The organism is Tabrizicola aquatica, assembly GCF_002900975.1.
GTDB lineage: Bacteria > Pseudomonadota > Alphaproteobacteria > Rhodobacterales > Rhodobacteraceae > Tabrizicola > Tabrizicola aquatica.
Map to the genome: position 1 here is coordinate 685,808 of NZ_PJON01000001.1, position 17,231 is coordinate 703,038.

Sequence of the window (17,231 nt, forward strand, 5' to 3'; positions counted from 1 at the left end):
GAGGCGGCGAAGGCCGCCCATCCGGGGAGGGATGCGATGAAACCAAGACCGAACCAGCGGCTGTCCTCACAGGCGATGGCCTTCGTGCTGGCCGGGGGGCGCGGCAGCCGCCTGAAGGAGTTGACCGACCGCCGCGCGAAACCGGCGGTCTATTTCGGCGGCAAGACGCGGATCATCGATTTCGCGCTGTCGAATGCGCTGAACTCGGGCATCCGCAAGATGGCCATTGCCACCCAGTACAAGGCGCACAGCCTGATCCGCCACGTCCAGCGGGGCTGGGGCTTCTTTCGGGCCGAGCGGAACGAATACCTGGACATCCTGCCCGCCAGCCAGCGGATGGACGAGGTGAACTGGTATCGCGGCACCGCAGATGCCGTGGCGCAGAACATCGACATCATCGACAGCTACGGGGTGAAATACGTCATCATCCTGGCTGGCGACCACATCTACAAGATGGATTACGAGGTCATGCTGCGCCAGCATGTCGAGGCCGGGGCCGACGTGACCATTGGCTGCCTGACCGTGCCGCGGATGGAAGCAACGGCCTTTGGTGTCATGCATGTCGACGCCTCGATGCGGATCACCGATTTCCTGGAAAAGCCGAAAGACCCGCCTGCCATTCCCGGCGACCCGGCCCATGCTTTGGCCAGCATGGGGATCTATGTGTTCGACTGGGCCTTCCTGCGCGACCTGCTGCTGCGCGACATGCAGGACGACAATTCCACCCACGACTTCGGCTTTGACCTGATCCCGCATATCGTGAAAAACGGCAAGGCCGTGGCGCACAAGTTCGCCGACAGCTGTGTGACCAGCGGCCTTGAGACCGAGCCCTACTGGCGCGACGTCGGCACGATCGACGCCTTCTGGCAGGCCAACATCGACCTTACGGATTTCGTGCCAAAGCTGGATATTTACGACAACGCCTGGCCGATCTGGACCTATGCCGAGATCGTACCCCCCGCCAAGTTCATCCATGACGAGGATGGCCGCCGTGGCAGCGCCGTATCCTCGCTGGTGTCCGGTGACTGTATCGTCTCGGGCTCTTCTGTCTCGAACTCGCTGCTGTTTACCGGGGTCAGGACCCACAGCTACTCCAGCCTGGAGTATGTCGTGGCCCTGCCGCAGGTGAAGGTGAACCGCAAGGCGCAGTTGAAGAACTGCGTCATCGACCGTGGGGTGGTCATCCCCGAGGGGCTGGTGGTGGGCATCGACCCCGAGGAAGATGCCAAATGGTTCCGCCGCTCGGAAGGTGGGATCGTGCTGGTCACGCAGGACATGCTGGATGCCCGCGCAAGGGCCTTGGGCTAAGGGACTGGACCCGGTCCGGGGAGTGCGTTAACTCCGGGCCGGAAGCTTCTGAAAGGCAAGGCAAATGGGCGGTCGGGTTCTGTCGGTGGCCTCGGAATGTGTCCCGCTGGTCAAGACCGGGGGGTTGGCCGATGTGGTTGGTGCCCTGCCGGGCGCCCTTGCGGCGGCGGGCTGGGATATGCGGGTGCTGCTGCCGGCCTACCGTGCCTTGCGGGCCCAGGCGACGGATTGGCCGGTCGTCTGGGAAGAGGGCGACCTTTGGGGCGGGCCGGGCCGGGTGCTGGCGGGCACTGTCCAGGGCCTGCACCTTTTGCTCTTGGACGCGCCGCATCTTTATGACCGCGAGGGTGGGCCATATTCCTCACTGCAGGGAGAGCATCCCGACAATGCCATCCGCTTCGCCGCCCTGTCCTGGATCGCCGCCCGGATCGCGCGCGAGGGGTTGGCGGATTGGAAGCCGGACGTTCTGCATGCGCATGACTGGCAGGCGGGGCTGGCCCCGGCCTATCTTGCCTATCACGGCAGCGGGGGCTGCAAGTCGGTCATCACGATCCACAACATCGCGTTCCAGGGCTGGGCGCCCGGCCATATGCTGGGCATCCTGCGCCTGCCGGGCCATGCGTTCCATCCCGATGCACTGGAATACTATGGCGGCATCTCCAGCCTGAAGGCGGGGCTGATGACTGCGGACTGGATTACCACCGTCTCGCCGACCTATGCCGCCGAACTGATGCGCGAGGAGTTCGGCATGGGTCTGCAGGGCGTGATCGCCACGCGCAGCCGGGTGGTCTCGGGCATCCTGAACGGTGTGGACACCGCGCTGTGGGACCCCATGCGCGAACAGCCGGCCTTCGGGCCGAAGGCGATGGCCGGCAAGTCCGCCGCCCGTGCCCGGCTATGCGAGGAATTCGGGCTGGAGGTGCCAGGCCCTCTGGCTATCGTCGTCAGCCGCCTGACCGACCAGAAGGGGATCGACCTTCTGCCGCAGTTGATGCCGGATTTCATCCTTGGCGGCGGCGGGCTGATCGTGCTGGGCTCGGGCGATCCGGGGATGGAAGGCGCGATGCGGCATCTGGCCGACCGTTTTCCCGGCCGGGTCGCGGTGCGCATCGGCTATGACGAGGGGCTGAGCCGCCGCCTGTTCGCCGGAGCCGACGCCGTCCTCGTTCCCAGCCGGTTCGAGCCTTGCGGCCTGACCCAGATGTATGGCTTGCGCTATGGCACGCTGCCGGTGGTCAGCCTGGTGGGCGGGCTGGCCGATACCGTGATTGGCGCCAGTCCTGCGACGCTGGCGGCCGGGGTGGCAACAGGCGTGACCTTCCACCCGGTCGATGCGCTGGCCTTCGGGCAGGCCCTGCAAAAGCTGCTGGACCTTTACCGGCAGCCAAAGCTTTGGGCCAGGTTGCGCGCCAATGCCATGGCGCATCCCGTGGGCTGGGAATCCAGCGCCGCCGCCTATGCCGGGCTTTACGAAAGGCTGACCGCGTGACACCGCAGACCGTCTCGCCCCCCGCGCGGCTTTCGGGCCATGCGGTCGGTCCTGGCCGCCCCTGGCCAATGGGGGCGTCCCTGACCGGCGACGGGGTCAACTTCGCCGTGTTCTCGGCCCATGCCGAGCGGATCGAGTTGTGCCTTTTCACCCCCGATGGCCGCAAGGAGTTGTGCCGTCTGCCGATCATCGAGCGCGATGGCGACATCTGGCACATCCATGTCGGCGGCCTGACCCCCGGCACGGTCTACGGCTTTCGCGCGCATGGGCCTTATGCGCCCGAACAGGGCCACCGCTTCAACCCCAACAAACTGCTTCTGGACCCCTATGCCCGCGCGCTGGAGGGGCGGCTGAAATGGTCGGACGCGCTGATGGGCTACAAGATCGGCAGCCCGCGCGGCGACCTTTCCTTCGACACCCGCGACAGTGCCTTTGCCGTGCCTAAGGCGGTGGTGACCGACCCTTCGTTCAGCTGGGGCAACGACCAGTCCCCCCGCACCCCCCGCACTGATACGCTGATCTACGAGGCGCATGTCCGCTCGATGACCGCGCTGCATCCCGGCGTCGACAAGGGGTTGCACGGCACCTACCTGGGCCTCTGCTCGGATCCGATGATCGACCATCTGCACAAGCTGGGCGTCACCGCGGTTGAACTCCTGCCAGTCCAGGCCTTCATCGACGACCGTTTCCTGGTGTCCAAGGGCCTGCGCAACCACTGGGGCTATAACACGCTGGCCTTCTTCGCGCCGGAACCCCGCTACATGTCGAAAGGCGCGCTGTGGGAGTTTCAGACCATGGTCCGCCGTTTCCACGCTGCGGGGATCGAGGTGATCCTGGACGTGGTCTACAATCACACGGCCGAGGGCGACGAATGGGGCCCGACCCTTGCCTTCCGCGGCCTCGACAACGCCAGCTATTACCGGCTGGCCGCGGGCGGGCGCTATTACGTCAACGACACCGGCACTGGCAACACGCTGAACCTGACCCATCCCATGGTGCTGCGCATGGTGATGGACAGCCTGCGCTACTGGGTTGAAGAGGTCCACGTCGACGGCTTCCGCTTCGACCTTGCCACAGTCCTGGGCCGTGAGGCGCATGGCTTCGACCCGCAAGGCGGCTTTTTCGACGCGATCCGGCAGGACCCGGTCCTGTCCCGCGTCAAGCTGATCGCCGAGCCTTGGGACATCGGTCCGGGCGGCTACCAGCTGGGGGCCTATCCGCACCCGTTTCACGAATGGAACGACAAGTTCCGCGACGGGGTCCGCCGCTTCTGGAAGGGCGATGCCGGCCTGACCCGTGACCTGGCCGCCCGCCTCCTCGGCAGTGCCGAGCGGTTCGACCATTCCGGCCGGGCTGCCACCTCTTCGGTGAACTTCATCACCAGCCATGACGGCTTCACCCTGCAGGACCTTGTCAGCTATACGATCAAGCGCAACTTCGCCAATGGCGAGGACAACCGCGACGGCCACCACGAGAACCACAGCGACAACCTGGGGGTCGAGGGGCCGACGAAGGATGCAAAGGTCCTGGCCGCCCGCGCCTTGCGCAAGCGCAACCTTCTGGCGACGCTGTTCCTTAGCCAGGGCGTGCCGATGCTGCTGGCCGGGGACGAGATCGGCCATACCCAGGGCGGCAACAACAACGCCTATGCCCAGGACAACGAGACAAGCTGGCTGAACTGGTCCGCCCCGGACGCGGCGCTGTCCGCTTTCGTGGCGCGACTTTCGGCCTTGCGCCGGTCGTTGCCGGTCCTGCGCCAACGCCGGTTCCTGCATGCCCGCAAGCGACAGTCCGACGGCCTTCCCGATGTGATCTGGCGCCGCGCCGACGGCACCGTGCCGCAGTCCGAGGAATGGCACGACCCCGGCTTCCGCTGCCTTTGCGTCGAGTTGCGCATGCAGGCCGAAGGCGGCGATCCCAATCCCGATGCAGTGTTCGCGGTGTTCAACACCGGGGCAGAGGTTTCCCTGCACCTGCCGGAAACCGCGCCGGGGTGGGAGTTGTTGTTGGACACAACCCGGCCCGATCTGCAGCCTGAGGGCCGTGCCTCGGACCTGACCCATGCGCCTGCGCAATCCGTTCTGCTTTTCCGGTCCCTGACCGGCCAGCCCAAGGGAGGCAAACCTTGATCACCACCGTCGCCACGACCCCGATCGCGGGGCAGAAACCCGGCACCTCGGGCCTGCGCAAAAAGACGCCCGTGTTCATGAGCCGCCACTATCTGGAGAATTTCGTCCAGGCGATCTTCGACGTGGTGGGGGCAAAGGGGAAAGCCTTCGTCCTGGGCGGCGACGGGCGCTATTTCAATGACCGCGCGGCACAAGTGATCCTGCGGATGGCGGCTGCCAACGGCGCGGCACGGGTGATCGTGGGGCAGGGGGCAATCCTGTCCACCCCGGCCGCCAGCCACCTGATCCGGCTGAACCAGACCGACGGCGGGATCATCATGTCGGCCAGCCACAACCCCGGCGGCCCGGATGAGGATTTCGGCGTCAAGTTCAACATGCCGAACGGCGGTCCCGCACCGGAAGCGGTGACCGAGGCGATGTTCCAGCGCACGACCGAGATCACCGAATACCGCATGCTTGAGGCGCAGGATGTGGACCTTGGCCGCATCGGACGCCACCAGCTTGGCGACATGGTCGTGGATGTGGTGGACCCCGTCACCGACTATGCCGCGCTGATGGAGACGCTTTTCGACTTCGGCGCGATCCGGGCCATGTTCGCGGGCGGCTTTCGGATGCGCATGGATTCCATGTGCGCCGTGACCGGCCCCTATGCCGTGGAAGTCCTGGAAAACCGCCTTGGCGCGCCCAAGGGCACCTGCGTGAACGCCACGCCCCTGCCGGATTTCGGCGGGATGCACCCCGACCCCAACCCGACCTGGGCCAAGGCCCTGATGGACGAGATGTTCTCGGATGCGGCCCCCGATTTCGGCGCCGCTTCGGACGGGGACGGCGACCGCAACATGGTGGTCGGGCGCGGCATCTATGTCTCGCCCTCTGACAGCCTGGCGGTGCTGGCGGCCAATGCCCACCTTGCGCCCGGCTATGCCAAGGGGTTGAGGGGGGTCGCCCGCTCGATGCCGACCAGCGCGGCGGCGGACCGGGTGGCCGACGCCCTGGGGATCGGCAAGTACGAGACGCCGACCGGCTGGAAGTTCTTTGGCAACCTTCTGGATGCCGGGCAGGCCACGATCTGCGGCGAGGAAAGCTTTGGCACCGGGTCCGACCATGTGCGGGAAAAGGACGGCCTTTGGGCGGTGCTTCTGTGGCTGAACATCCTGGCGGTCCGCAAGCAGTCGGTGGCCGAGATCCTGCGCGAGCATTGGGCCAAGTTCGGCCGCAACTACTATAGCCGCCACGATTTCGAGGCGATCGAGACCGCCCGCGCCGACGCCATGTTCGCCGCCCTGCGCGGCTCACTTTCCGACCTGCCGGGGCGGCAGGTCGAAGGCATGGTGGTCCAGTCTGCCGACGATTTCGCTTATACCGACCCGGTGGATGGCAGTGTCAGCCAGAAACAGGGCGTCCGGGTGCTGTTCCAGGACGGCAGCCGCATCGTCTATCGCCTGTCGGGCACGGGCACGGAAGGGGCGACGCTGCGGGTCTATCTGGAACGGTATGCGGCCGGGCCGAGCGGCCTGGACCTTGATGCGCAGGCGGCGCTGGCCCCCGTCATCCGCGCGGCCCACGCGCTGGCAGGCATTGCCGACCACACCGGCCGCACGGCACCCGACGTGGTGACCTGACCCCTGTTTCCGCCGCGCACAGGTCGCAAACGGGCCAGACGACTGGCTCGTTTGCGACAAACCTGACACCCATGTCGAGTTTTTCGAGGAGGGCAAGCCATGGGCGAAGTCAGGGTGCGGTCAGGCCGTCAGGCCCGCCAGGCGGAACGCGCGCAGAAGGGGCAGGGCCATGGCCGGCCCTACATCGTCCGCAACATCCCGACCTATGACGTTCTGTCGGAAGAAAACCTGATCCGCATCGAACGGGCCGCCGACCGCGTCCTGGCCGAGACGGGGATCGAGTTCCGCGACGACCCTGCCGCGCTGGACCTCTGGCGGCGGGCCGGGGCCAGGGTGGACGGGGTGCTGGTCCGCTTCGAGCCCGGGATGCTGCGCGAGATCCTGAAATCTGCCCCTTCCGAATTCACCCAGCACGCCCGCAACCCGGCGCATTCGGTGCAGATCGGCGGCCGGAACGTGGTCTTTGCGCCGGCCTATGGCAGTCCCTTTGTCATGGACCTCGACCGGGGCCGGCGGTTCGGGACGATCGAGGACTTCCGCAATTTCATCAAGCTGGCCCAGTCCAGCCCCAACTTCCACCATTCCGGCGGCACGATCTGCGAGCCGACCGACGTGCCGGTCAACAAGCGGCACCTCGACATGGTGCTGGCCCACATGGAACTGTCGGACCGGCCCTACATGGGCTCGGTCACGGCCGAGTCCCGGGCGGAGGAGTCGGTCGAGATGAGCCGGCTTTTGTTCGGGGCCGATTTCGTGGACCGGAACTGCGTGATCCTTGGCAACGTCAACGTGAACTCGCCCCTGGTCTGGGACGGGACGATGACGACCAGCCTGCGGGCCTATGCGCGGGCCAATCAGGCGGCGGTGATCGTGCCGTTCATCCTGGGCGGCGCGATGGGGCCGGTCACAAACGCGGGCGGGATCGTGCAGTCCTTGGCCGAGACGATGGCCGGCTGCGCCCTGACCCAGCTGGAGCGGAAGGGCGCGCCGGTGATCTTCGGGAACTTTCTGTCCTCGATGAGCTTGCGGTCCGGCAGCCCCACCTTCGGCACGCCGGAACCCGCGATCGGCAGCCAGGTGATCGGCCAGCTTGCCCGCCGGCTGAACCTGCCGCTGCGCTGTTCGGGGAACTTCACCACCTCGAAGCTGCCGGACGGGCAGGCGATGATGGAGGGCACCATGTCGATGCTGGCAGCGATCCATTGCGGGGCCAATTTCATCCTGCATTCGGCTGGCTTCCTGGATGGGCTGCTGTCGATGTCCTATGAAAAGTTCATGCTGGATGCCGACCTGTGCGGGGCCTTGCATGCCTATCTGGACGGCATCCGGATGGAGGAGGACGACCTTGCGGTCGAGGCCTTCGCCGAGGTGGGGCCGGGCAACCATTTCTTCGGCTCGGCCCACACCCTGCGGCACTATGAGACGGCCTTCTGGGACAGCGAATTGTCCGACAACGAGCCCTTCGAAAAGTGGGAGGCGGCAGGGTCCTCGGATGCGGCGACGCGGGCGAACCGGCTGTGGAAGAAGCGGCTGGCCGAGTATGAGGCGCCGGCTTTGGATGAGGGGGTCCGGGAGGGGCTGCGGGACTATGTGGCCCGGAAAAAGGCGGGGATGCCGGACGCCTGGCACTGATCTGTCCACAGTGGACAAATTCGGATATCATCGCGAAATCAGACGGTTGCGCGCTGACGTTAGGGGATTTTTAACCTTTGTCGGAAGGCCCTGCCGAATGGACAGAAGGGCTTCGGAGCCGGGTTGGCGCTTGCGTGGGTGAGGCTTTGGCCGAGGGATGGCTTATGGTGCGCGTGAGGCAGCGGTGGGAGCCTCCGGCGGGGATATTTGGGGACAGAAAATGGGGCGGTGGGGGCGCTAAGGTTTGATCGGGGGGCGAGGGCTGCTGCGTCCCGCGGGCAGCGGTTTGGTGCGGGCAGAGTGTCCAGTGCGCGGGTGCGATGGGCTTGCGCCAAGGCGTCCGTGGAGTGCGGGCGCTTGGCTGTGTAGCGCCTTGTTGTGATGGGTTTGCGCTACGGGCGTCCGTGGACGGCGGGCGCTTAGGCCTCCAGCTCGGCGTCCCAGTAGAGGTAGTCCATCCAGCTGTCGTGCAGGTGGTTCGGCGGGAAGCGGCGGCCGTGGGCTTGCATCTCTTCGGCGGAGGGAACGCGGGCCGGGCGGCGCAGTGTCAGGCCGGATTGCCGCAGCGTCTTGGAGCCTTTGCGCAGGTTGCAGGGTGAGCAGGCGGCCACCACGTTTTCCCAACTGGTGATCCCGCCGCGCGAGCGAGGCACGACATGGTCAAAGGTCAGATCGCCGCGCGCGCCGCAGTATTGGCAGCAGAATTCGTCCCTTAGAAAAAGATTGAAGCGCGTGAAGGCCACGCGCTTCTGGGGTCTTACGAATTCTTTCAGCACGACGACCGAGGGTATCCGAAACTCTTGCCGCTGGCTTCGCACGACATGGTCGTATTCGGCGACGATCTGGACCCGGTCGAGGACGGCGGCCTTGATCGCCTCTTGCCAGGGCCAGAGGCTGAGCGGGTAGTAACTGAGCGGCCGATAGTCGGCATTCAGCACCAGCGCGGGGTAGTGCTTCAGCGCGGCCGGGTCGCGCACGAACTGGGTTCTGAAATCGCCGTCCATTGCCGTCAAAGACTCCACGCTTTGCCCGTTGACCTTTCGGCCTTCAGGGCGGGGGAGCCCGCCCCGATCGAGGGAACTATATCTGGCGTTTGTCGCATGTCTACCCCCAAGCGCCTGACGGTGTCGTGACCAGATCTGCCCGTTTTCTGTGACCCCAGCATGACAACGCGGAAAGCCGCAGGTGGTGTCATCGGTGATTGCGAAAGCGGCGGAAAATACATACCGTATGGTATGCAATGGGGATGCAAGGATGGCCAAGGTTCCTGTGGTCACTGGATTTCGCCGCTCTCCTGACGGCGGGCGGGGCCTGGCGCGGGACCTGCGGGTCCGCTGGGCGCTGGAGGAGATCGGCCAGCCCTATGTCGTGGAACTGCTGGACTTTGCCGAGATGAAAGAGGCGCGGCATCTGGCGCGCCACCCGTTCGGGCAGATCCCGACCTATGAGGCCGAGGGACTGACCCTGTTCGAATCCGGCGCAATCCTTCTGCATCTGGGGCAGGCCCATCCGGTGCTGCTGCCGGTGGACCCGGCGGCGCGGGCGCGGGCGGTGCAATGGATGTTCGCGGCCGTCAGCACGGTAGAGCCGCCGATCTTCGAGTTCAGCCTGGCGACGGTGCTGGAGCGCGACACGCCCTGGTTTCAGGAACGGCAGGAGATGCTGGCCGGGCGCATCCGCGCGGTGCTGGGGCGGTTGTCCGACCGGCTGGGGCAGGGCGATTGGCTGGAGGCTGGTTTTACCGCAGGGGATCTGATGCTGGTCAGCGTGTTGCGGCGGTTGGCCGGGCACGGGATCATCGAGGATTTTCCGGGACTGGTGGCTTATGTCGCGCGGGGCGAGGGGCGGCCGGCATTTCAGCGCGCGCTGGCGGCGCAGCGGGCCGAGGCAGACGCGGCGCAGGCGGGGTGAACCCCGCGCCCGGTGCTGCCGGACGCGGGGGTTGGGTCAGCCTGCGGCAGCGACGGCGCGGCTGGTCAGCACCTTGACCAGGTTCGCCCGATAGGCCGGCGTGCCATGCAGGTCGGCGATCATGTGCCGGCTTTCCATCGCCAGGCCCGAGACCGCCGCCGGCGAGAAATTCGCCGACAGGGCGGCCTCGGCCTCATGCCAGCGGAAAACGCCGTCCTGCGAGGCGCCGGTCACCGCCACCCGCACGCCGCCGGCGTATTTCGCGACGAATACCCCGGTCAGGGCAAAGCGGCTGGCGGGCTGGTCGAACTTTACATAGGCGGCCTTTTCCGGGATCGGAAAGACGACGCTGGTGATGATCTCGCCATCATGGAGCGCGGTGGTGAACATGCCCTGAAAGTAGTCGTCCGCCGCGATGGTCCGGGTGTTGGTGACGATGGTCGCACCCGAGGCGAGGACGGCCGAGGGGTAGCAGGCCGCCGGGTCGTTGTTGGCAAGGCTGCCGCCGACGGTGCCCTTGTTGCGCACCGCCGGGTCGCCGATGCCGCCGGCGAGTTTGGCCAGGGCGGGGTAATGCGCCTTGGCTTCGCGCGCGACGGTGGCGTGGGGGGTGGCCGCGCCGATGTGCAGGCCGCCGTCGCCCAGGCAGACGCCCTGCATCTCGGCGATGCCGGTCAGGCTGACCAGGGTGGCCGGGGCGGCAAGGCGCTGTTTCATGGTCGGAATCAGGGTCTGCCCGCCCGAAAGCGCCTGGGCGCCCTCGTGCGAGAGGGCGGCCACGGCCTCGGCGATGGTCGAGGGTTTGACGAAGTCGAAGTTGTGCATGGTCCCTCTCCTTAGCCGTGCATCGCCTGCCAGACCCGCGAGGGGCTGACGGGCATGTCGATATGGGTGACATGGGTGAAGCCGCCGCGGTGCAGTGCGTCCAGCACCGCGTTGACGACGGCGGGGGGCGAGCCGATGGCCCCCGCCTCGCCGCAGCCCTTCACGCCCAGGGGGTTGTGGGTGCAGGGCGTGGCGCAGCTGTGGTCCACGCTGTAGAACGGCACGTCATCGGCGCGCGGCATGGCGTAGTCCATGAACGAGCCGGACAGAAGCTGGCCGTTTTCGTCAAAGACGCAGTTTTCCAGCATGGCCTGGCCGATGCCCTGCGCCAGCCCGCCGTGGACCTGGCCGGCGACGATCATCGGGTTGACCACATTGCCGAAGTCGTCGGCGGCGGTGAAGGAGAGGATCGTGACCTTGCCGGTGTCGGGGTCAACCTCGACCTCGCAGCCATAGGCGCCGGCGGGGTAGGTGAAGTTGGAGGGGTCGTAGAAGGCCGTCTCCTCCAGCCCCGGCTCCATGGACTCCAGCGGGTAGTTGTGCGGGACATAGGCGGCGAGGGTGATGTCGACCCAGGATTTCTCCTTGTCGGTTCCCGCCACGGTGAATTTGCCGCCTTTCAGTTCGATGTCAGCTTCGGAGGCCTCCATCAGGTGGGCGGCGATTTTCTTGGCCTTGTTGATGATCTTGTTGGTGGCCTTGACCATGGCCGAACCGCCGACGGCCAGGCTGCGCGAGCCGTAGGTGCCCATCCCCATCGGCGAGTTCGAGGTGTCGCCGTGGACGATGTCGACCTGGGAGGCATCGATGCCGATCATCTCGGAGATGACTTGGGCGAAGGTCGTCTCGTGGCCTTGGCCGTGGCTGTGGCTGCCGGTGAAGACGGTGATCGAGCCGGTTGCGTTGACGCGGACGGTGGCGGATTCGTAAAGGCCCGCCCGGGCGCCGAGTTGGCCGACAAGGTTCGAGGGCGCGATACCGCAGGCCTCGATGTAATGCGCAAGGCCGAAGCCGCGGAGTTTGCCGCGGGCCTTGGACTCGGCCGCGCGGGCTTCGAACCCGGCGTGGTCGGAGAGGTCCAGCAGTTTATCCAGCGTCGCCTGATAGTTGCCGGTGTCGTAGACCACGGCGACGGGGGTCTGGTAGGGGAACTGGTCGGGCTGGATGAAGTTCTTCCGCCGGAGTTCGACGGGGCTGACCCCAAGCTCACGCGCGGCCATGTCGATCACGCGCTCTAGCTGGAAGGTCGCCTCGGGCCGGCCGGCGCCACGGTAGGCGTCGACCGGGACGGTGTTGGTGAACACGGCCTTGACGTTGGTGTAGACGAGCGGGGTCTTGTAGTTGCCGGCCAGAAGCGTGCCGTGCAGCCAGGTCGGGATGCAGGGCGCGAAGGTGGACAGGTAGGCGCCCATGTTGGCGTAGGTTTCACAGCGCAGCGCGGTAAAGTTGTGGTCGGCGTCCAGCGCAAGCTGGATGCGGGTCAGGTGGTCGCGGCCCTGCGCGTCAGAGATGAACGCCTCGGACCGGGACGATGTCCACTTGACCGGGCGCTTCAGGATCTGGGCGGCCTTCGTCACGAAGGCCTCTTCCGCGTAGTGGTAAATCTTCGAGCCAAAGCCGCCGCCCACATCGGGGGCCACGACGCGCAGCTTGTGTTCCGGGATCGCCAGGACGAAGGCGCCCATCAGAAGGCGGATGACGTGGGGGTTCTGGCTGGTGGTGTAAAGCGTGTGCTGGCCCGAGTGGTCCTCATAATCGCCGACGGCGACGCGGGGTTCCATCGGGTTGGCGATCAGGCGGTTGTTCACCAGGTCCAGCGTGGTGACATGGGCTGCCTTCTTGAACGCCTCGTCCACGGCGGCCTTGTTTTCCTCGACAAAGCCCCAGTCGTAGCACAGGTTCGAGCCGATCTCGTCATGCACCAGCGGCCCGCCCTTGACGGCGGCCTTCATGTCCACGACGGCGGGAAGTTCATCAATGTCGATCTCGACCGCTTCGGCCGCGTCGCGCGCCTGGTCCAGCGTTTCAGCCACGACAACGGCGATCGGGTCGCCGACATGGCGCACCTTGCCTTCGGCCAGGACGGGATGCTTCGGTTCCAGCATCGGCTGGCCGTCACGGCTGGTCACCTGCCAGCCGGTGGGAATCCCCCCGACGCCAGTGAAATCGGCGCTGGTGAACACCTTGACCACGCCCGGCATCGCCTCGGCGTCACGGGTGTCGATCTTGCGGATCGTGCCATGCGCGACCTGGCTGCGGATGAAATGGGCGTAAAGCTGGCCCCGGATGTTGATATCGTCGGTGTAGCGGCCCTTTCCGGTCAGGAACCGTACGTCTTCGCGCCGCTTGGTGCTGGCGCCGATGCCTCCGTCTTTCGGCATGTCGTCCTCCCTTGTTCTGGTTATTCGGCTGCGATTTTCGAGACGTCCTGGCCACTGGCCGCCAGCACCGCCTTGACGATGTTGTGGTAGCCCGTGCAGCGGCAGATGTTGCCTTCAAGGTAGTGGCGCACCTCGGATTCGGTGGGTGTGGGGTTTTCCTTCAGCAGGGCCGCCGCCGACATCACCATGCCCGGCGTGCAGAAGCCGCATTGCAGGCCGTGGTGGTCCTGGAACGCCTGCTGGATCACGGAAAGCGAGCCGTCGGCGTTCGCCATTCCTTCGATGGTGCGCACATCCGACCCGGCCACGTCCTGCACAAAGACGGTGCAGCTTTTCACCGCCTGGCCGTTCACATGCACCACGCAGGCGCCGCACTGGCTGGTGTCGCAGCCGATATGGGTGCCGGTCATGCCCAACCCTTCACGCAGGAAGCTGGACAGGAGCGTGCGCCCCTCGGCCTCGCCGGAAACGGTGCGGCCGTTCACGGTCATGCTGACTTTGGTCATTCCTCTCCTCCCTTGGATTTCCCTGGGTAGGGGGTCACCCCCCGATCATGCGTTTGAACCAGCCCTTCTTCGGGGCTGCGTCGGCCGCTTCTGCTTCGGTCGGGGCCGGCTCCTCTTCCGGGCCTTCGACCGCATCCTGGAAGCGGGTGAAGAATTCGTCGGCCAGCTTGCGGGCAAAGCCGTCGATGATGCGGCTGCCAAGCTGGGCGATCTTGCCGCCGACCGAGGCATCGACGGTATAGGTCAGGCGGGTGCCGGCCTCGCTGGGTTCAAGCGCCATGTCGGCGCCACCCTTGGCGAAGCCCGCGACCCCGCCCTTGCCTTCGCCCGAGATGCGCAGGGACTGGCCTTCGACGATATCGGTGATCTGCACCACGCCGGTAAAGGTGGCGCTGACCGGGCCGACCTTCTGCTTGACGACCGCCTGATAGCCTTCGGCCACCGAACCCGACAGGCTTTCGCAGCCGGGGATGCAGGCGCGCAGCACGTCGGGGTCCAGGATCGCCTGCCAGACGATGGCGGGCGGGGCGGCGATTTCGCGGCTGTCGCTCATCTGCATTGGACGATTCCCCCCTTCCGTATGGGCAAGACTATGCGAAACCGCACGCAATCCAGCAGGAATTTCGCGGGTCTTTGCTCAATTTCCTGCCAGCACCGGGGAAGGGCGCGCATCGCCGGGTGGCGGTCTTGCAGGCCGGGCGCGGGCGGCCTAATCCTTGCGGCAGATCTGCCGGAGTGTCTGGATGCCTGTTTCCCGTCGTCATTTGCTGCTTCTGACTGCCGCCGCCGCCCTGTCCGCCTGCGGACGCAAGCCCGCGCCCGAGGTCAGCCGTGCGCCGATGCAGCCCGGTGCCACGCCCGAGATGATGGCGCTGGTCCGACGCTCGGCCCAGGAGCATGACATTCCGGAAAGCCTGCTGCACCGGGTGATCCAGCGCGAAAGCGGCTATAATCCAGGGGCGCGGAATGGGCCGTACTATGGGCTGATGCAGATCCTGCCGCAGACCGCGCAGACCATGGGCTATCGCGGCGCGCCCGAGGGGTTGCTGGATGCCGAGACCAACCTGCGCTATGCCGGGCGCTACTTGCGCGGGGCCTGGCTGGTGGCCGATGGCAATGAGGAAGAGGCCGTGATGTGGTATGCGCGCGGCTATTACTATGAGGCCAAGCGCAAGGGCCTGTTGGAAGAGACCGGGCTGCGGACCTGATGGTTCCGTCCGGGGCGCGGGGATGCTAGACATGGGCGGGCGCAGGCTGTAGAAGGCCGCCGTTAGCGCTAACACAGCGCGTCGAGGAGGTGCCCGATGGTCTCGCGTGTCATTCCGGTGGATGTGTTCGATCTGGTGATCTTCGGGGGCACCGGGGATCTGGCACGGCGGAAGATCCTGCCGGGGCTATACCGGCGCTTCCTTGCGGGGCAGATGCCCGCCGAAAGCCGCATCATCGGCGCCGCGCGGGCCGACCTGACCGATGCGGCCTGGCGCGAGCAGGTGGCCGAGGCGATTGCCGAGTTCGTCCCGAAGGACCGTCAGGACAAGGCCGCCATCGCGGGGTTCCTGGAGCGGCTGCACTACGTCGCGATCGACGCGACGGGGACCAACGGCTGGGCGGCGCTGAAGGGGCTGATGCGCGAGAACGTGGTGCGGGCCTTCTATTTCTCGGTCGCGCCCAGCCTGTTCGGCGATCTGGCCAGCCGGTTGCACGACCACAGCATCGCCGACGCCTGGAGCCGGATCGTGGTGGAAAAGCCGTTTGGCCGGGATCTTGGATCCGCGCGCGCGTTGAACGAGGTGCTGGCGCGGCATTTCACCGAAGCGCAGATTTACCGGATCGACCATTACCTGGGCAAGGAAACGGTCCAGAACCTGATGGCGGTGCGCTTTGCCAACATCCTGTTCGAGCCGTTGTGGAAGGCCGAATACATCGACCACGTCCAGATCACGGTGGCCGAAACCGTGGGCGTGGACGGCCGTGGCGCCTATTACGACAAGTCGGGCGCGATGCGGGACATGGTGCAGAACCACCTGATGCAGCTTCTGTGCCTGATCGCGATGGAGCCGCCCTATCACTTCGACCCCGACGCGGTGCGGGACGAAAAGCTGAAGGTGATCCGCGCGCTGAAGCCGGTGGCGGCCGAGGATATCGTGCGCGGCCAATATGGCGCGGGCGGGGGCGAGGCGGGCTATGTCGCGCATTCGGAAAACCCGGCCAGCCGGACGGAAAGCTATATCGCGCTGAAGGTCGCCATCTCGAACTGGCGCTGGCAGGGGGTGCCGTTCTACCTGCGCACCGGCAAGCGGCTGCGCGCGCGCTCCAGCGAGATCGCCATCACCTTCCGCCAACCGCCGCATGCGATCTTTGACGATGCCAAGGGCTGGCACGAGAACGTGCTGGTCATCCGGTTGCAACCGAATGAGGGCATGAACCTGATGGTGATGATCAAGGAGCCGGGGCCGGGCGGCATGCGCCTGATGCAGGTTCCCCTCGACATGTCCTTTGCCGCCGTCCTGGGCGACGATGCCGAGGATACGCCCGACGCCTATGAACGGCTGATCATGGACGTGATCCGCGGCAACCAGACCCTCTTCATGCGCGGCGACGAGGTCGAGGCCGCCTGGGCCTGGACCGACCCGATCATCCAGGGCTGGGAAGCGCGGGGCGACAAGCCGCAGACCTATGACCCCGGATCCTCGGGGCCAGAGGATGCGTTGATGCTGATGCACCGCGATGGGCGGCGCTGGCGGGAGATTCGCTGATGCAGCTGGAAACCTATCCCGACCGGGAAATGCTGATGCTGGGCCTGGCGAACAAGATCGCCGGGCAGTTGGCCGATTTCCTGCGCCGGGATGGCAAGGCCACGCTGTCAGTGCCGGGCGGGACGACGCCGGGGCCGATCTTCGACACGCTGTCGGGGGTGGATATCGACTGGGCCACTGTCGCGGTGGTGCTGAATGACGAACGCTGGGTGCCCGAAACCTCGGACCGGTCGAACACGCGGCTCTTGCGCGAAAGGCTGATCCGGGGCCGGGCGGCACAGGCGCGGCTGATCCCGCTTTATGCCCCCGCCGAGACGCCGGAGGAGATGCTGCCGGCGCTGGAGGATGGGCTGCGGCCGCATCTGCCGATCTCGGTCCTGCTTTTGGGCATGGGGGCGGACATGCATACCGCAAGCCTGTTTCCCGGTGCCGACCGTCTGGCCGAGGCGCTGGCGCCGAATGCGCCGCTGCTTCTGCCGATGCGGGCCGAGGCGGCGGGCGAGCCGCGCGTGACCCTGACCGCGCCGGTCCTGCGCGGGGCCTTCAACACGCATATCCTGATCACCGGGGTCGAGAAGCGCGCCGCGCTGGAGCGCGCCATGACCCTGACCCCCGAGGAAGCGCCGGTGCGCGTGGTCCTTGATACGGCAACTGTGCATTGGGCGGAATGAC

At 66.3% G+C, this 17,231-nt stretch carries 14 protein-coding genes; 9 read left to right on the forward strand and 5 right to left on the reverse strand.

The features are described 5' to 3' along the window. Nucleotides 1-36 precede the first annotated feature (36 nt). The 5 genes from glgC (at nucleotide 37) to CXR42_RS03355 (ending at nucleotide 8,180) form a co-directional block, all read left to right on the forward strand. Nucleotides 37-1,308 carry a glucose-1-phosphate adenylyltransferase gene (gene glgC, locus CXR42_RS03335; protein ID WP_103256075.1) on the forward strand — a complete coding sequence of 424 codons (1,272 nt, stop codon included), beginning with the start codon at nucleotides 37-39 and terminating at the stop codon, nucleotides 1,306-1,308. Between the two features lie 64 nt (nucleotides 1,309-1,372). Beyond that, entirely contained in the window at nucleotides 1,373-2,797 is a 1,425-nt protein-coding gene (glgA, locus tag CXR42_RS03340) for a glycogen synthase GlgA (protein ID WP_103256076.1), read from the forward strand. After that, nucleotides 2,794-4,926, forward strand: a complete 2,133-nt coding sequence (gene glgX, locus CXR42_RS03345) for a glycogen debranching protein GlgX (RefSeq protein ID WP_281256697.1) — start codon at nucleotides 2,794-2,796, stop codon at nucleotides 4,924-4,926. The genes glgA and glgX overlap by 4 nt, the downstream gene beginning before the upstream one ends. Beyond that, nucleotides 4,926-6,548: an alpha-D-glucose phosphate-specific phosphoglucomutase gene (locus tag CXR42_RS03350; RefSeq protein WP_180995996.1), complete on the forward strand. Its 1,623-nt coding sequence runs from the start codon at nucleotides 4,926-4,928 to the stop codon at nucleotides 6,546-6,548. Before glgX ends, CXR42_RS03350 begins: the two co-directional genes overlap by 1 nt. 99 nt (nucleotides 6,549-6,647) lie before the next feature. Then, nucleotides 6,648-8,180 carry a trimethylamine methyltransferase family protein gene (locus tag CXR42_RS03355; RefSeq protein WP_103256079.1) on the forward strand — a complete coding sequence of 511 codons (1,533 nt, stop codon included), beginning with the start codon at nucleotides 6,648-6,650 and terminating at the stop codon, nucleotides 8,178-8,180. A gap of 419 nt (nucleotides 8,181-8,599) precedes the next feature. On the opposite strand, the gene CXR42_RS03360 is transcribed toward CXR42_RS03355, so the two are convergent. After that, nucleotides 8,600-9,184 carry an HNH endonuclease gene (locus tag CXR42_RS03360; RefSeq protein ID WP_103256080.1) on the reverse strand — a complete coding sequence of 195 codons (585 nt, stop codon included), beginning with the start codon at nucleotides 9,182-9,184 and terminating at the stop codon, nucleotides 8,600-8,602. Nucleotides 9,185-9,434: 250 nt separating this feature from the next. Between CXR42_RS03360 and CXR42_RS03365 the strand changes: the two genes are divergently transcribed. Beyond that, on the forward strand, nucleotides 9,435-10,091 hold the full coding sequence (locus tag CXR42_RS03365) for a glutathione S-transferase family protein (RefSeq protein ID WP_103256081.1): 657 nt from the start codon (nucleotides 9,435-9,437) through the stop codon (nucleotides 10,089-10,091). A gap of 36 nt (nucleotides 10,092-10,127) precedes the next feature. Here CXR42_RS03365 and CXR42_RS03370 read toward each other — a convergent pair whose 3' ends face one another. The 4 genes from CXR42_RS03370 to CXR42_RS03385 are packed head-to-tail and all read right to left on the reverse strand — an operon-like array spanning nucleotide 10,128 to nucleotide 14,362. Then, on the reverse strand, nucleotides 10,128-10,916 hold the full coding sequence (locus CXR42_RS03370) for an FAD binding domain-containing protein (protein ID WP_103256082.1): 789 nt from the start codon (nucleotides 10,914-10,916) through the stop codon (nucleotides 10,128-10,130). 11 nt (nucleotides 10,917-10,927) lie between these two features. Next, nucleotides 10,928-13,297: a xanthine dehydrogenase family protein molybdopterin-binding subunit gene (locus CXR42_RS03375; protein ID WP_103256083.1), complete on the reverse strand. Its 2,370-nt coding sequence runs from the start codon at nucleotides 13,295-13,297 to the stop codon at nucleotides 10,928-10,930. Between the two features lie 20 nt (nucleotides 13,298-13,317). Beyond that, nucleotides 13,318-13,803 (reverse strand): (2Fe-2S)-binding protein, encoded by a 486-nt coding sequence (locus CXR42_RS03380; RefSeq protein WP_103256084.1) that lies wholly within the window; start codon nucleotides 13,801-13,803, stop codon nucleotides 13,318-13,320. Nucleotides 13,804-13,837: 34 nt separating this feature from the next. Then, complete coding sequence (locus CXR42_RS03385; protein WP_103256085.1) at nucleotides 13,838-14,362, reverse strand: SRPBCC family protein; 525 nt, start codon at nucleotides 14,360-14,362, stop codon at nucleotides 13,838-13,840. A 184-nt stretch (nucleotides 14,363-14,546) separates the two neighbouring features. On the opposite strand from CXR42_RS03385, the gene CXR42_RS03390 reads away from it, so the two are divergent. From CXR42_RS03390 to pgl, 3 genes are all read left to right on the forward strand, one after another. Next, entirely contained in the window at nucleotides 14,547-15,011 is a 465-nt protein-coding gene (locus tag CXR42_RS03390) for a lytic transglycosylase domain-containing protein (RefSeq protein WP_103256086.1), read from the forward strand. A 96-nt stretch (nucleotides 15,012-15,107) separates the two neighbouring features. Continuing rightward, nucleotides 15,108-16,559 (forward strand): glucose-6-phosphate dehydrogenase, encoded by a 1,452-nt coding sequence (zwf, locus tag CXR42_RS03395; protein ID WP_103256087.1) that lies wholly within the window; start codon nucleotides 15,108-15,110, stop codon nucleotides 16,557-16,559. Then, complete coding sequence (gene pgl / locus CXR42_RS03400; protein ID WP_103256088.1) at nucleotides 16,559-17,230, forward strand: 6-phosphogluconolactonase; 672 nt, start codon at nucleotides 16,559-16,561, stop codon at nucleotides 17,228-17,230. The genes zwf and pgl overlap by 1 nt, the downstream gene beginning before the upstream one ends. Nucleotide 17,231: the final 1 nt, after the last annotated feature.

What these genes read in the sequence shown, in the direction of transcription:
- CXR42_RS03365 (WP_103256081.1), top strand. Translation starts at nt 9,435, where the DNA reads ATGGCCAAGGTTCCTGTGGTCACTGGATTTCGCCGCTCTCCTGACGGC.
- glgC (WP_103256075.1), top strand. Translation starts at nt 37, where the DNA reads ATGAAACCAAGACCGAACCAGCGGCTGTCCTCACAGGCGATGGCCTTC.
- CXR42_RS03360 (WP_103256080.1), bottom strand. Translation starts at nt 9,184, where the DNA reads ATGGACGGCGATTTCAGAACCCAGTTCGTGCGCGACCCGGCCGCGCTG.
- zwf (WP_103256087.1), top strand. Translation starts at nt 15,108, where the DNA reads ATGGTCTCGCGTGTCATTCCGGTGGATGTGTTCGATCTGGTGATCTTC.
- CXR42_RS03380 (WP_103256084.1), bottom strand. Translation starts at nt 13,803, where the DNA reads ATGACCAAAGTCAGCATGACCGTGAACGGCCGCACCGTTTCCGGCGAG.
- CXR42_RS03370 (WP_103256082.1), bottom strand. Translation starts at nt 10,916, where the DNA reads ATGCACAACTTCGACTTCGTCAAACCCTCGACCATCGCCGAGGCCGTG.
- CXR42_RS03355 (WP_103256079.1), top strand. Translation starts at nt 6,648, where the DNA reads ATGGGCGAAGTCAGGGTGCGGTCAGGCCGTCAGGCCCGCCAGGCGGAA.
- glgA (WP_103256076.1), top strand. Translation starts at nt 1,373, where the DNA reads ATGGGCGGTCGGGTTCTGTCGGTGGCCTCGGAATGTGTCCCGCTGGTC.
- pgl (WP_103256088.1), top strand. Translation starts at nt 16,559, where the DNA reads ATGCAGCTGGAAACCTATCCCGACCGGGAAATGCTGATGCTGGGCCTG.
- CXR42_RS03385 (WP_103256085.1), bottom strand. Translation starts at nt 14,362, where the DNA reads ATGCAGATGAGCGACAGCCGCGAAATCGCCGCCCCGCCCGCCATCGTC.
- CXR42_RS03375 (WP_103256083.1), bottom strand. Translation starts at nt 13,297, where the DNA reads ATGCCGAAAGACGGAGGCATCGGCGCCAGCACCAAGCGGCGCGAAGAC.
- CXR42_RS03390 (WP_103256086.1), top strand. Translation starts at nt 14,547, where the DNA reads ATGCCTGTTTCCCGTCGTCATTTGCTGCTTCTGACTGCCGCCGCCGCC.